Source organism: Streptomyces sp. NPDC002580 (assembly GCF_042889485.1).
Classification (GTDB): Bacteria; Actinomycetota; Actinomycetes; order Streptomycetales; family Streptomycetaceae; genus Streptomyces.
Genome location: NZ_JBIAQZ010000005.1, coordinates 495153 through 508473 on the forward strand (window position 1 = coordinate 495153; position 13321 = coordinate 508473).

The 13321-nt window shown below is 70.6% G+C and carries 15 protein-coding genes; 4 read left to right on the top strand and 11 right to left on the bottom strand.

What is annotated here, in order from left to right; translation table 11 throughout:
* Positions 1 to 356 precede the first annotated feature (356 nt).
* Positions 357 to 1211 (top strand): nitroreductase/quinone reductase family protein, encoded by an 855-nt coding sequence (locus tag ACFYW7_RS18915; protein ID WP_389503558.1) that lies wholly within the window; start codon positions 357 to 359, stop codon positions 1209 to 1211.
* Here ACFYW7_RS18915 and ACFYW7_RS18920 read toward each other — a convergent pair.
* The 4 genes from ACFYW7_RS18920 to ACFYW7_RS18935 all read right to left on the bottom strand — a co-directional run bounded on the left by ACFYW7_RS18920 (position 1157) and on the right by ACFYW7_RS18935 (position 5353).
* Positions 1157 to 2548, bottom strand: a complete 1392-nt coding sequence (locus ACFYW7_RS18920) for a phosphotransferase family protein (protein WP_389503562.1) — start codon at positions 2546 to 2548, stop codon at positions 1157 to 1159. The genes ACFYW7_RS18915 and ACFYW7_RS18920 overlap by 55 nt on opposite strands.
* Positions 2549 to 2772: 224 nt before the next feature.
* A complete protein-coding gene (locus tag ACFYW7_RS18925) occupies positions 2773 to 3486 on the bottom strand; it encodes an HAD family hydrolase (protein WP_389503564.1) in 714 nt (237 codons plus the stop codon).
* Between the two features lie 29 nt (positions 3487 to 3515).
* Positions 3516 to 4421 carry a winged helix-turn-helix domain-containing protein gene (locus tag ACFYW7_RS18930; RefSeq protein ID WP_389503566.1) on the bottom strand — a complete coding sequence of 302 codons (906 nt, stop codon included), beginning with the start codon at positions 4419 to 4421 and terminating at the stop codon, positions 3516 to 3518.
* Between the two features lie 50 nt (positions 4422 to 4471).
* Complete coding sequence (locus ACFYW7_RS18935; protein WP_389503568.1) at positions 4472 to 5353, bottom strand: GntR family transcriptional regulator; 882 nt, start codon at positions 5351 to 5353, stop codon at positions 4472 to 4474.
* A 185-nt stretch (positions 5354 to 5538) separates the two neighbouring features.
* Between ACFYW7_RS18935 and ACFYW7_RS18940 the strand changes: the two genes are divergently transcribed.
* On the top strand, positions 5539 to 5733 hold the full coding sequence (locus ACFYW7_RS18940) for a hypothetical protein (RefSeq protein ID WP_389503570.1): 195 nt from the start codon (positions 5539 to 5541) through the stop codon (positions 5731 to 5733).
* Here the strand turns inward: ACFYW7_RS18940 and ACFYW7_RS18945 are convergent.
* Positions 5723 to 6631 carry a winged helix-turn-helix domain-containing protein gene (locus ACFYW7_RS18945; protein ID WP_389503745.1) on the bottom strand — a complete coding sequence of 303 codons (909 nt, stop codon included), beginning with the start codon at positions 6629 to 6631 and terminating at the stop codon, positions 5723 to 5725. The two genes, ACFYW7_RS18940 and ACFYW7_RS18945, sit on opposite strands and share 11 nt — an antisense overlap.
* A 215-nt stretch (positions 6632 to 6846) precedes the next feature.
* Here ACFYW7_RS18945 and ACFYW7_RS18950 point away from each other — a divergent pair, with 215 nt between their 5' ends.
* The gene (locus ACFYW7_RS18950) at positions 6847 to 7032 is read left to right on the top strand and encodes a hypothetical protein (protein ID WP_266760158.1); all 186 of its coding nucleotides are present in this window, start codon (positions 6847 to 6849) and stop codon (positions 7030 to 7032) included.
* Positions 7033 to 7203: 171 nt separating this feature from the next.
* Here the strand turns inward: ACFYW7_RS18950 and ACFYW7_RS18955 are convergent, their stop codons facing one another.
* From ACFYW7_RS18955 to ACFYW7_RS18965, 3 genes are all read right to left on the bottom strand, one after another.
* Positions 7204 to 8472 (bottom strand): GNAT family N-acetyltransferase, encoded by a 1269-nt coding sequence (locus ACFYW7_RS18955; RefSeq protein ID WP_389503572.1) that lies wholly within the window; start codon positions 8470 to 8472, stop codon positions 7204 to 7206.
* Between the two features lie 129 nt (positions 8473 to 8601).
* Complete coding sequence (locus ACFYW7_RS18960; RefSeq protein WP_389503574.1) at positions 8602 to 9684, bottom strand: asparaginase; 1083 nt, start codon at positions 9682 to 9684, stop codon at positions 8602 to 8604.
* 144 nt (positions 9685 to 9828) lie between these two features.
* The gene (locus tag ACFYW7_RS18965; protein ID WP_389503576.1) at positions 9829 to 10485 is read right to left on the bottom strand and encodes an AmfC protein; all 657 of its coding nucleotides are present in this window, start codon (positions 10483 to 10485) and stop codon (positions 9829 to 9831) included.
* 195 nt (positions 10486 to 10680) lie between these two features.
* Here ACFYW7_RS18965 and dtd point away from each other — a divergent pair, with 195 nt between their 5' ends.
* Positions 10681 to 11106, top strand: coding sequence for a D-aminoacyl-tRNA deacylase (gene dtd, locus ACFYW7_RS18970; RefSeq protein WP_389503577.1), 426 nt, complete (start codon positions 10681 to 10683; stop codon positions 11104 to 11106).
* Positions 11107 to 11144: 38 nt separating this feature from the next.
* Here dtd and ACFYW7_RS18975 read toward each other — a convergent pair whose 3' ends face one another.
* The 3 genes from ACFYW7_RS18975 to ACFYW7_RS18985 all read right to left on the bottom strand — a co-directional run bounded on the left by ACFYW7_RS18975 (position 11145) and on the right by ACFYW7_RS18985 (position 13305).
* Complete coding sequence (locus ACFYW7_RS18975; protein WP_389503579.1) at positions 11145 to 12110, bottom strand: YgfZ/GcvT domain-containing protein; 966 nt, start codon at positions 12108 to 12110, stop codon at positions 11145 to 11147.
* A 137-nt stretch (positions 12111 to 12247) separates the two neighbouring features.
* The gene (locus tag ACFYW7_RS18980; RefSeq protein ID WP_389503581.1) at positions 12248 to 12673 is read right to left on the bottom strand and encodes a Fur family transcriptional regulator; all 426 of its coding nucleotides are present in this window, start codon (positions 12671 to 12673) and stop codon (positions 12248 to 12250) included.
* A 56-nt stretch (positions 12674 to 12729) separates the two neighbouring features.
* A complete protein-coding gene (locus ACFYW7_RS18985) occupies positions 12730 to 13305 on the bottom strand; it encodes an FABP family protein (RefSeq protein ID WP_389503583.1) in 576 nt (191 codons plus the stop codon).
* Between the last annotated feature and the right edge of the window lie 16 nt (positions 13306 to 13321).

A 13321-nucleotide genomic window follows, 5' to 3' on the forward strand; every position in this document is an offset into this window, starting at 1 on the left:
GCGCTCATGACTGCCGGGTCGGCCTCGTGCCGTGAGCGAATTGGGTACCCGGCCTCCGAGTGAGGCCGGGGCGGGCCAGAGCGCCGCCTCCCTTTCCTTCCTTCGTGCGAGTTCTCCTCGCACGCCTTCCTGATACGCCTCTCCACGCGCCTTCGTCATGCGCATCCGCGCACACCCGCCGTGCGCGCGTCCAGGAGGCGCCCCCGCGTGCACCCCCCTCCCGTACGGCTCTCCCGCCCCGGGACCGGCCACGCGATCACGTGATCCACCGAGCACCCGACACACCGCGGACCGCATTCACCCCGCGGTAATTCGCCATGCTCGAAAAGTCGTGCCCGAAAAGGAAAAGGAAAAGAATGCCCAACCCCTTCAACCAGAAGATCATCGAGGAATTCCGGGCCCGGCACGGACGGGTCGGCGGCCCTTTCGAGGGAGCGCGACTGATTCTGCTGACGACGCGCGGGACCCGTACGGGAAACCCTCACACGACTCCCGTCGGCCACTACCCCGACGGCGGCGAACAGGTGCTCGTCATCGCGTCGGCCGGTGGCGCGCCCCGGCACCCCGACTGGTTCCGCAATCTCCTCGCGCACCCGCGGGTGACCGTCGAGGACGGCACGTTCACCTACGAGGCGGAGGCCACCGTGCTCGAGCGCGCCGAACGCGACCAGGCCTTCGCCCGTGCCGTGGAGGCCGACCCGGGGTGGGCGGAGTACCAGGCCAGGACGGACCGGACCATCCCCGTCGTCGCCCTGCGCGCGCTCCCCAAGGACGGCCCGCCGAACGTCAACGCCGGCTCCATGGCCGAGGCGCTGAAGGTCATCCACGACGCCTTCCGGCGCGAACTCGCCCTGATCCGCAAGGAGGTGGCGGAGCGGGGCACGGCGACCCTGGGAGCCCAGCTCCGCGTCAACTGCCTCACGCTCTGCCAGGGCCTGCACAACCACCACACCGGCGAGGAACTCGGCATCTTCGCCCTCCTCGCCGACAGCCGGCCCGAGGCGCTCCCCGCTCTGGACCGGCTGCGCCGTGAACACGAACACGTCGCCGAGCTCCTGGAAGAACTGCGCCACGTGGTCACCGACGCGGGTGCCGCCCCCGGCCCCGTACTCACCGAGGTGGACCGCCTCACCGACGAACTCGAAGCCCATCTCGCCTACGAGGAAGAGCAGTTGCTCCCTCTCCTGGCCCCTGCCGGCACGGCCCCCTGACCGCGGTCGCCGTAGGCGTCCTCGGAGGCTCCTCCCGCGGCAGAGGGCGCTTCCCGTTCCGTCGTCCGGCGGAACGAGAGCCGCGCGGCCCCGCCTCCGCGGGAGAACCGTCGCCGGTTCGCCGACTCGCCCACCGACGCGTCCGCCGTCTCGTCGTCCGACGCGTCCGCCGCCCCGGCCGGCGGCCGCCCGTCGTCCTTGGATCCGTCCTCCGGGTCGCGCGCGACGTCCTCCTCGCTCCGGTCCTCGGCGTGCCAGCGCCGGAGGGCCCGCACGGCCGCGGGCTCGTCCACGGGCTCCCCTTCGAGGGCGAGCGGCCGCCAGGCGCGCCGCAGCGCCCGGCACACGCCTTCGGCGGCCGTGTCGAAGTCGGTCTCCCGCGGCCGGGCCGGCAGGGCGAGGGCCGCGCGCATGACGTCGGGGAACACCGACTGGACGTGTTCGAAGTCCAGATAGCTGCGCAGGTCGCGGTCCAGTCCGGAGGTCATCTCCGGACGGCCCTCGCGCCGCATCGCCTCGGCCCACAGACCGGTCATGAGATCCCGCTCGGACTCGTCGTAGTCCATGCGTACGAGGTGGGTGGCCAGGTCGTGCACCGGGTCTCCGTACAGCGCCAGCTCCCAGTCGATGACCGCGAGGCTCTCCCCGCGCTCCGTCGGTGTCAGCACCACCACGTTGGCCCGGTGGACGTCGGTGTGGAGGAGGCCGAAGGGGCGTGAGGTGAGGTCCGGCACCGACCGCAGGAACCGGTCCACGGCGTCCCGGGGGAATCCGACCTCGTCGAAGAGCCGCCCGAAACGCGGCCTGTTCGGCAGGTGCACCCGCTGCTCGGTGAACCGGGCCAGCCGGCGCAGGAATCCCGTGCTGTCGCCGTCGGACGGCCAGTCGTCCGGGGGCGCCGGGAGGGCGTGGCCCGGCACGTGGGCCAGCCGGGCGAAGAAGTTCGCGAGAGCCTCCAGTCGCGGCCTCCCGATCGGCCCCTTCGGAGTGGTGTCGGCCAGTGCGCTGCCCGCGAGATACAGATGCACGGACCAGGTACCGAAGTCCGCCAGGCAGCGCGGGACTTCGCTCAACCGTTCGCTCACCACCCGCAGCACGTCCGCTTCGCTCCGCCAGTGGCGCGGCACGACCTCCACCGTCTCCAACGGCACACGGAACTTGGCCCACACCTGTCCGGAACCGGCACCCAGCAAATAGGCCAGCGGCCGACCCAGCGGTGCGATGTGATTGCGGTTGTGGTGACCGGTGACGGTGACCCCACCGGGACGACGTCGCTGCACCTCCGCGAGTGCGCGCACCAGAGTCCGGTGTGCTCCAGGGGGCAGGTGAGGCGCCATGAGCGCTCAGGGTAGCCGGTGGCGTGATCTCCCTCACACTGTGCCACTATCTGGACACTTTCCTGCCCGAAACCCGGCGGCCGACGCTCTCACCCGCCTCGTTTCGGCCAGACTCCGGCCGCTTGCCGAACCGGTCGCGCCGGAGGGCCGCGGAGCGGGGAGCCGGAGGAGCGGAAGGCAGGGGAGCGGAGGACCGGGGAGCGGAGGACCGGGGAGCGGACGGATCAGGGACGGCCGCGCACGGCACGCAGCACCGGCTCCAGCGAGTCCGTGATGTTCCGCGGCGGCACCCCGGCCTCCCGCAGCAACTTCGCCTTGGCGGGGTTGCGGGCGTAGCCGAGGAAGCGCACCCCCGCCCGGGCCGCCGCGACGTGGTCCGATGGAGTGTCACCGATCATCAGCGAGGCGTCGGGCGACGCCCCCATGGCGCTCAAGGCACGTCTCAGGGTGGCCGGATGCGGCTTGAGCAGGCTCAGGTCCTGCGTGCGGCCGTATATGTACGGAGCGAAGCAGGACAAGAGGCCCCGCCCGTTCAGGTACGACGTCACGGTCCGGGCCGAGTTGTTGGTCGTGATGGCCAGTCTCGCCCCGACCGCCACCCAGGTGCGGATCAGCGGATCCGCGTAAGCCGTCGGCATCGCCTTGCGGACGGCCTTCAGCTCCTCTTGCGTGAGGCGCTCTTCGAGCTCCGCCACCAGATCGCTGCCTGGTTGCCGTCGGGCCACCGTGGTCAGCACCCCGTGCGGGTCGGGACGGCTGCGCTCGTCCTCGGTGAGCACGCCGTACAGACCTCGTGCCGTCAGCCACTCCACCTGGTCCTGAGCGATGACCTCCGCCGAGTGGCCGGCGAACAGCCGACAGATCGGGCCGTCGAAGTCGAAGAGGACATACCGCGTCCCCGCGACCAGGTCCCGGACATTCTCGATCTCACTCGTCACCAAATCGGTCTGTCCCGTCTCAGGCGTCACTAAGCCAGCTTCGGCCAGTCGGCATACGTTTCCCAGACGGCTTCGAAGGTCTTCCGCTTCTCCTCGACCAGCGCGGCGTCCCGGGGGCCGTCCTCGATCCGGAACGCGAACAGGGACGTGGTGAACCCGCGTACGTCGTAGACCTCGACCTCGTACCCGCCGGGGTCGTCGCTGGGCGGGAACGTGCCCGGCACGTAGTCGCCGAGCAGGACCTGTTCGCCGTTCAGCACGTACCACTTCTGCAGGGGCGTGGTCGGGAGCCAGCCGAAGGAGACGGACGCGCGGATGCGTCTGACCTCGCGCCAGGCGTAGAACGTCCGCTCCATGACCGTCTTCTGGAACTCGATCTGGCTCCGCAGCTTCTGCTGGATGGCCGCCGTCAGTTCCCGCTGGGCGGCGGCCGTGCGCTCCGGCCGGGGCACGGGGACGGGAAACGCCAGTTCGACCTGCGGCCCCGGAAGCAGACAGCGCATGGTGACCGACTCGGGGCACACCGTGCCCCGCTCGATGACGCCCCGCATGTGGTTCAGTCCCAGCATGAGGGTCTCGGCCGTGAAGCAGACCGCGTCGATCGTCACATGGGGGGACGAGAACGCCTGTTCCAGGTGGTTGTTCAGGCTCAGGACGGTCGCCCTGGGCCGCCGGGGTTCGTCCGGCGGTCGTTCGGCCACGCGGGGCGGGCTCCCCTTGGAGACATCGCTGAGCAGTCCCGCGTCCTTGAGGATCCGCAGGGCGAGCCGCACCGCGCCGCGCTCCACCTGGAACTCGTCCGCGAGTTCGGCCTGGGTCGAGAGCCGGTCGCCGGGTCTGAGGACACCCTCGCGCATGCGCTGCCGGAGGGCGTCGGCGATCTCCTGGGGGGTGGCCTTGGGGCTGCCGTTCACTGCCGCGTTCTCCTGGTTCACCAGCGGTCTCCCATCGCCGTCGTGGCCGCCGAGGCCCTGCGCGACGCGCGTCAGGCGAGGGTCAGGTCTGTAGTGATGGTTTCCCACAGAGCGTCGAACCACTTCTGGGATTCGTCGACGAACGCGGCGTCCCGTCCGCCCGTCGGCTTCTCGAAGGAGAAGAGCAGGGACTCGGATCCGAGCGTGTCGTACATCTCCATCGGCGCGCTGCCCACGGTCTCCTCCCGCTTGGCGATCATGTAGTAAGCAATCAGCGCCTCCGACCCGTTGAGCAGATAGAGCTTCACGGGGGGTGTGAACGGCAGGGCCCGGAAGGCCACCCGGACATCGATGCCGTGGGAGGAGCGCAGGGACTGGAGGTTGTGGCGCAGGACGTGCCCCTGCGCGTTGCGCTGCTTGAGCCACCGCTCGTGGACCGGGTCGTCGTCGCCGTGGTCCTCGACGGAGATCGGGAACGCGAGGTTGATCCTCCGGCTGGGCAGGAGGATCCGGACGTCGATGCGCCCGGGGCGGATCCTTCCCTCGTGGATGAGGCGGACCGGCTCACCGAGCGCCAGCATCAAAGTCTCCGCGGTGAGACACACCGTGTCGATCCGCACCTGGGGCGCGGAGAAGGCTTCGGTGAGACGGGGCGTGAGGCCCACCATGGCCGGCTGGGGTGCGTCCTGGGCGGGAGCGGCGTCGGCGATCCGGGGTGGACTGCCTCGGCTGACGTTGGTGAGGAGGCCTTCCTCCTGGAGTGCCTTCAGGGCCGTCCGGACGGCACCGCGCTCGACGCCGAACTCGTCCGCCAGGTCCGCCTGGGTGGGCAGGCGGTCACCCGCCTTCAGCTCACCGGAGCGGACGCGTTCCCGCAGGGCGTCCGCGATCTTCTGGGGCGGAAGCCTGCTGCCGTTGTCACTCACCACGACGTTCTCCTGAGCCACGACCAAACGGTACAACTCTCCCCCATCTATGGGGAGTTGTTTGAAAGTTGTTTATGGATACTCACCAAGTGGGGACAACATAGTCAGAGTTGGTAACCAACTTGGCCAAGATGGCGGAAGCTTTACCTCCCCTCGCCCATCCGCGGCAACCAGCACCCGCACAGGTCACTGAAGAAGCAGGAGGATCCACCATGCCCGTCATCGCCCTCCTCTCCGCCGTCTTCGTCGTCGGCTTCGAGCAACTCGTCCACTGGCAGTACGGGCCGACCGGCGTCGTCGGGCTGCTGCTGCTCACCGTCGGGATCAAGACGAGGAACGCCACGTGCAGCTCCATCGGGGCCGTCGTCCTGGCCCTGCTGGTCACGGGGCCGGCCGTCAGCTCGTGAACAGGAGTTCCGAACTGATGGTCTCCCACAGCGCGTCGAACCACAGGCGGGACTGTTCCACGAACGTGGTGTCCCGCACCCCCGCCCGCTGACCGAAGGGGAACAGCATCGACTGCGTGCCCTCGGCGTCGTACATCTCCAGGAACTCGTGGTCGATCTCCTCGCCCCGGCGCGCGAGCGTGTAGTAGGCGAAGAGCGCCTCCGTGCCGTTGAGCAGGTACAGCTTCACGGGCGGGGTGAAGGGCAGCGCGCGGAAGGAGACCCGCACGTCGATGCCGTGCGTGGCGCGCAACGCCAGCAGGTTGTGCCGCAGGACCTGCACCTGGGCGTTGCGCTGGGCGAGCCAGCGGCGCCGCAGGCGGCCGCCCCCCGTGCCGTCGACCGGAGTGGGGAACGCGAGGTCGATGTCCCGGCTGGGAAGCAGCACCCGGACGTCGATCTTGGCCGGTTCTCGGCGCCCCGCGTGAATCTCGCGCAACGGCTCGCCGACGGCGAGGGTGAGGGACACCGCGGTCAGACACAGCGCGTCGATCTCCACGTGCGGGGCCGCGAAGGCCGCCGTGATCCGTGGGGCGAGCTCCACCATGGTGGACCGCGGCCTGGCTTCCGGGCCGGTCAGCTCCCTCTCGGGGCGGTCGGCGACCGTCGCCGGGCTCCCCTTGGAGACGTTGGCGAGGAGGTGTTCCGATTGCAGGGTGCGCAGCGCCTGGCGGACCGTGCCGCGCTCGACGTCGAACTCGTCGGCCAGTTCGGCCTGGGTCGGCATGCGCTGGCCGGCCCGCAGCTGACCGGACCTGATCCGGCTGCGCAGCTCGTCGGCCACCTCGCGGTGTGACCTCGGCGGCCGTGGTGACCCGTTCCGCCCGTTGACGGCGGCATGCTCCGGCTCCACAACCAGAACCCTACAACTTCGCGCCATCTTTGGGCAGTTGCCGAACAGGTGGTTATGAGTCGTCCCAACCCGGAGATAACTAAGGAAGAGTTGGTCGCCAACTTGCACAACATGGTCAAACTTCCAGAGGGTTGGCCGCCTAAGTCCCACCCGCACACCAGGTGGTCCGGGCGGACGGTCCTCAGCGGGGGTCCGCCTCCCGTCCCGAAGGAGGGACTGTCATGCCGCTCGTCGCCCTCGCCGTCGCCGCCCTCGCCATCGGATTCGAGCAACTCATCCAGTGGGAGTACGGGCCCATGGGCATCATCGCGTTCGTCGCGCTGTCCGTCGGGCTCAAAGCCAGGAACACCATGATCAGCGGCATCGGGGCCGTGATCCTCGTGATGCTGCTCGCCCAGTCCGGCTGACCGGACGCCACCGTCCGTCAGTCCGGCCGACCGGTCTCTCCTCCGGAGGGGAGCCGGGAGCCCGGTCGGTCCGCACCACCGCACCACCACAACCACAACTGAATCGCTACGGATCGACATCAGCCATCGGCACCCGCGCGGAAGGAGGAAGGCCCGACCGGCAGCAGCAGATCAGAAGATGTCCGGGCACCACGGGCGCCCGGACGTCCGCAGCAGGGCGTCGGCGACGGATGCGGCGCCCTCCTGCCGTTCCTGGACCCGGCCCAGTGCCACCAGCCGGGCCACCGACTCGTCACCGAGCCACAGCATCGCCAAGTCTCCGATGGATACCGTCAGTTGAGGATCGTCGGTGGTGAACGCGCAGGTCGCCGTACCGTCCGGGGCGGCCTGGAGCCGATAGCGGCCGCCGGTCGGCCCGCGCTCGTCGGTCACCTCGAGGACGAGCGTCCCCGGCGTTTCGTAGGTCCGCGCCTCCAGAGCCCGTACGACGTCCAGGATCCGCACCCAGAGCGAGTCCGACCGGGTCGTCGTGCGGGCGGCGCGCGGATCCGGCAGGAACAGCGGGAGGAGGTCGTCGGGGGCGCGTCGGCCGGTCTTGACCCGGGTGATCCAGTCGATGGAGCAGAGGTAGTGCCAGAGGGCGCGCTCGGCCGCCGGTGTCACCGCGAGCAGCCAGTTCACCTCCGCCGTGTTCTCGGGCTGGTTGGCCTCGTTCCAGTTGTCGTCCGACTCGTAGGAGACGAGGCCCTCGACCTCGCCGGAGGCCGAGCGGTAGACGGCGTAGAAGGGTTCCTTCCAGGGCTCGCCGCTCAGGTCCAGCAGGCCGGTGTTGATCTGCCACCAGCGCTCGTCGCGGCTGACCGCGCCGGGCCGGGCCCGCCGGAACCGCTCGTGCAGTTCGGGGCCCACCTTGCGGACGTCGTCCGCGTCGACGAGGTCGATACGGCCGCCGTCGGCCGGTCCCGCCCAGCGGGGGTCCAGGCCGGTGCGCGGTACGTCGATGGTCCACTCGGCGTTGGTGGCGACGGGACCGAAGCCGTAGCGGCCGTAGATCGGGTACTCGGCGGCGATGAGCGTCGCGACGACGTCGCCCCGCTCCTTCGCCGCCGCCAGGTCGGCCTCCATCATGCGCGTGAGGATGCCCCGGCGGCGGTGCGTGGGCGAGACAGTGACGTTCGAGATCGCGTCCGCCGGGACGGTCGCGCCGCCGACCACGGTGAGCTCCTGCGGGAACGACCTGAAGGTCGCGACGCAGCGGGAGCCGTCGAACGCGCCCAGTGTTCTCGGCAGGACGAACCCCGCCGCCCGTGCCTCGGCCTCCCGGTCCGACACGTCCGGGGTCCGCAGGAATCCCGTCTTCAGCGCACGCAGCCAGCCGGGGATCTCGGAAGTGGTGATGGGGCGTACGTCGATCGGGTCGACGGCGTCGGACGAACTCATGGGGCCACGCTAGGTGGACGACGGCTCGGTGTCGCGGGATTTTCACCCCGGCCGCTCCTCGCCGGAACGCCACCCGGACCTTCCCGCCCGCCGCCTCGGAACGCCGCCCGGACCTTCCGTCCCTCCGGCTCAGAACGCCGCCCGGATCTCCCCCACCTCGCGCCCGCCGCCCATCAGCGGGGCGCTGCCGATCCTCGCCACCACGGGTGCGTCCACGCCCAGCAGGCCCAGCGCGCGGGCCAGGACGGGGCCGAGGGCCCGGATCCCACCGTCGTCGATCTTGAAGGCGAGGGCGCGGCCGTCGGGGAGGGCGACCGCCTGGACGGCTTCGGCACCCATCTTGGAGAGGGCGCCCGGAACGTCGCGCATCAGCCAGGTGTCGGGGCGCCGGGTCCCGGCGACGTACTCGGGGTGGGTGCGCATGGCGTCGGCGACGCGGCGCTCGGCGGAGCCGGGGGCCGCGAGGACGAAGGAGCGGAAGGCACGGGCGAGACCCGTGAGGGTGATCGCCATCAGGGGCGCCCCGCAGCCGTCCGTGCCGACCGCGGCGACCTTCTCCCCGGCGGCCTCCTCGACCACGGTGTGGATCAGCCGCTGGAGGGGGTGTCCGGGATCGAGGTAGGAGTCGGTGGGCCAGCCGCGCCGCAGGCACACCGCGAGCATGGCCGTGTGCTTGCCGGAGCAGTTCATGGTGACCCGGTCGCGGACGGCACCGGAGGCGAGGAAGGTCTCGGCCTCCACGGGGTCCAGCGGCAGGTCCGGCGGGCACTGGAGCTGCTCGGCGGTCAGTCCGTGCTCGACGAGCATCTTCTGGACCAGGTCCCGGTGGAAAATCTCCCCGGAATGGCTCGCGGCGGCCAGGGCGAGGCGCTCACCGGCCAGGTCCAGGCCCGCGCGCAGGACGCCCGCGGCCTGCATGGGCTTGTTCGACGAGCGCGGGAAGACGGGGGCCGTCACGTCGCCGAGCGCCAGTTCCACGGACCCGTCCGCGGCCAGCACGACCAGGCTGCCGCGATGGTGCCCCTCGACGAAGCCGGAACGAACGACCTCCGCGAGCACGGGCAGGCCGACGCCGGAGGCGGGAGCGGAGGCGGAGGCCGCGATCGGCGACCCCGTCGTACGGGGCCGACCGGGTATCCCCGCCGCACCGGGCGTGCCGGGGGCGGCGTCGGGGGCGGGGGAGGCTTCGGGGGTGCTGGGGGCGACGGACATCGGCGGTGGCCTTCCGGAACGGGGACCCGCTCGGAAGGCGTCGTCGGGTGGTGTCCCGGACCACGCCCCCGCCCGCGTGGAGCGGAGGCGCGCCCTCTGGGTTCCGGCGCACTCCTCGGTCCCGGGATCGCCGGGGCCGCCACGTCACATGAGCAGGTCGTCTACTTGTGCTTCACCTTCACGGTACCTGCGGGCGATCTCGGTGCTGCAGTCGTCGGCCGTGCGCTGAAGCTGCTGGCGCCGCCGGGATACCTGCTGCTCATAGCGGACGAGGCGGCCCAGTCCCGCGCCCAGCTCTTCGTCCGTCCGGGCGTCCAGGTCCGACAGCTCCACCTCGGCGAGCATGTCGGCGGCCAGCGCCCGGTACTCCTCGCCGTGCGGCGTGCCCACCGTGACGTGGCGGGCCGAGGAGCGGTACCGGGCCGGGGCGTCCGTGAGGATCTCCGAGAGCCGCTCGACGACGGACGGTTTCCTTCCGTCGATGAGCGCCCGGTGCCCGGTGACCGGACCGGGCGTCCGCCGGTCCCCGCGTCGCGAGAGCTCCGCGCGCAGGATGTCGATACGTCCCTGGAGCAGCCGCCGGACGTAGCTGAGGTCCGCCTCGTCCCGTTGGGAGTCGCGGCGCAGCGTCCGCAGTTCGGGCAGCCGGAGCACGGCGATGTCGGTGCGGGCCGGAACGGCCGCCAGCGGGCTGCTGTCGGTGCGCTGCACCGGCGGCCGGGCCGTCACCCGCCCCGCCCGTTCACTCGTGCGGGTCAATGACACGGTCCCGAACTGCTGCCCGGTACTCGATGTGCTCATGTGCCTCTACCGTCCCCTCGACCGGCGCGGCGCACCCAACGGGCGCGCCGCAACACCCCGCATGGTGCCACTCTCGGTGGTCGCTATGTAACCGAGTGCCCCCGATCGGCCCCAGATGGGGGGTTGGTTACCCCCGGAAATCACGCGAAGGGCCCGCAGCGCGTGACGTCCGCGGGACACGGCATCATGGTCCGCATGCGTGCGGTGGTGCAGAGGGTGGACGGCGCGAGCGTCGTCGTGGGCGGCGAGACGGTCGGCGAGATCAGCGGCGAGGGACTGTGCGTCCTGGTCGGGGTCACGCACGAGGACACCAAGGAGAAGGCGGCCCAACTCGCCCGCAAACTCTGGTCCGTTCGGATGCTGTCCGACGAACGGTCGTGTTCCGACATCGACGCGCCGCTGCTCGTCGTCAGCCAGTTCACGCTGTACGGCGACGCCCGCAAGGGCCGCCGCCCCACCTGGAACGCCGCCGCGCCCGGCGAGGTGGCCGAGCCCCTCGTCGACGAGGTCGTCGCCCAGCTCCGCGCTCTGGGCGCCACGGTGGCCACGGGCCGCTTCGGCGCCAAGATGCGCGTCTCCCTGGCGAACGACGGCCCGTTCACCGTCCTCCTGGAGATGTGAGCCCGGGCCGGACGCGCTCCCGGTGGCGTGGCCGGGTCCTACGGCTCGACCACGACCTCCTGTGCCGCCGCCGTCGAGTCCGCCATCAGCGGGGCGTCGAGCGGCACGTTGCGCTTCACGAGCGCCAGGGCGATCGGGCCCAGTTCGTGATGGCGTACGGACGTCGTGATGAAACCGATCGTGCGGCCGTCGGGGGCCTCGTCCGCGCGGCGCAGCTCGGTGCCGCGCGGGGGCAGGTGGACCTCGCTGCCGTCGAGGTGGAGGAAGACTAGGCGGCGCGGGGGCTTGCCCAGGTTCTGGACCCGGGCGACGGTCTCCTGGCCCCGGTAGCAGCCCTTCTGGAGGTGCACCGCGGTACCGATCCAGCCCAGCTCGTGCGGGATGGTGCGGTGGTCGGTCTCGAAGCCGAGGCGGGGCCGGTGCTGTTCGACGCGCAGGGCCTCGCCGGCGAGGAGCCCGGCCACAGGGCCGGCCTCGGCGGCGTAGGCGTCCAGGTCCGCGCGCGGGAGGAAGAGGTCACGGCCGTACGGCGTCTCGCGGACGACGACTCCCGCGGGGACCTCGGCGATCGAACCGGCCGGGAGCTGGACGATCGCGAAGTCGGCGGTGCGGTCGGCGACTTCGACGCGGTAGAAGAACTTCATCGACTCCAGGTAGGCGATCAGCGCTTCCTCGGTGCCGGGTTCCGTGTGCATCCACACCGTCGTGCCGTCGTCCACGAGGTACAGCGCGTGCTCGATGTGGCCGTTCGCGGAGAGGATCAGCGCCTCGGTGGCACGGCCCGCGGGCAGGTCGGTGACGTGCTGGGTGAGCAGCAGGTGCAGCCAGGCGAGCCGGTCGTCGCCGGTGACGGTGACGACCCCGCGGTGCGAGAGGTCCACGAAACCGATGCCGTCGGCAAGGGCGCGCTGCTCACGGAACAGGTCTCCGTAGTGGGCGGCGACGCCTTCGTCCACGCCCTCGGCGGGAACGGCGCCGGGCAGGGACAGGAGTGAGCTCTTCATGGACACACACACTACGACCGTGGGGTCGCCGTTTTTATTTCCGCGCGGACGACCGGACGATCACCTGATCCGACGACCGCTCCGGACCACCGCTCCGGCCGACCCCGATGGACTCTTTCCGCCGATCGCCTCGGCGGTCACTTCTTCCGGGCCGCGCAGTCCGCGCAGCGCCCGAAGATGGCGAAGTGCTTCATGTCCGTCTCGAAGCCGAAGGTGTCCCGGAGCTTCGCCGTGAACTCGGCGGCGACCGACACGTCGGCCTCGATGACGTTCGTGCAGTCACGGCAGACGAGGTGGATGTGGTGGTGCCGGTCGGCCAGGTGGTAGGTCGGCGCGCCGTGCCCCAGATGGGCGTGGCTGACCAGCCCGAGCTCCTCCAGGAGCTCCAGGGTCCGGTAGACGGTGGAAATGTTGACCCCCGACGCCGTCTTCCTCACTTCCACGAGGATGTCGTCGGGGGTCGCGTGCTCCAGGGTGTCCACGGCTTCGAGGACAAGCTGGCGCTGCGGCGTCAGTCGGTAGCCGCGCTGCCTGAGGTCGCTCTTCCAGTCGATGCTCACCACACCGGGAAGTCTAGAACCATTCCCGTCGATGCCGACCTGATGAACGGTGCGGGGGCCTACTTGAAGAAGGCGATCCCGTCGTCCGGCATGTCGTCGGGCAGGTCCTTGGCCCAGCGCTCGACGTCCTCCGGGGTGACGACCTTCTTCAGGTGACCGGACATGTAGGGACGCAGCTCGACCTCGGGGGTCTGCTTCTCGCCCACCCACATGAGGTCGCTGTTCACATAGCCGTAGAGGCGCTTCCCGCCGTTGTACGGACCGGACGCGGCGGTGCGGGCCACGGCGTCGGTGACCAGGTCGATCTGCGGCTTCTTGTCGGCCAGCTCGCCGTACCAGATCTCGACGACGCCGTCGTCGCGGGTCATCACGACCTCGACCTTGCGGTCGGAGTCGACGCGCCAGAAACCGGCCTCCGACTCCAGCGGCCGGACCTTCTCGCCGTCCGCGTCGAGCACCCAGCTGTGCGAGCGGTACTCCAGGAAGTCCCGCCCGTCATGGGTGAAGCTGACCTCCTGCCCGAAGTTGCACTTCTCGGAGCCGGGGAAGTCGTGGACACCGACTCCGGCCCAGTCGCCGAGCAGGAAGACAAGGGGGACCAGGTCCTTGTGGAGGTCCGACGGGATCTCGATCATGAGCTGAACAGTTCCT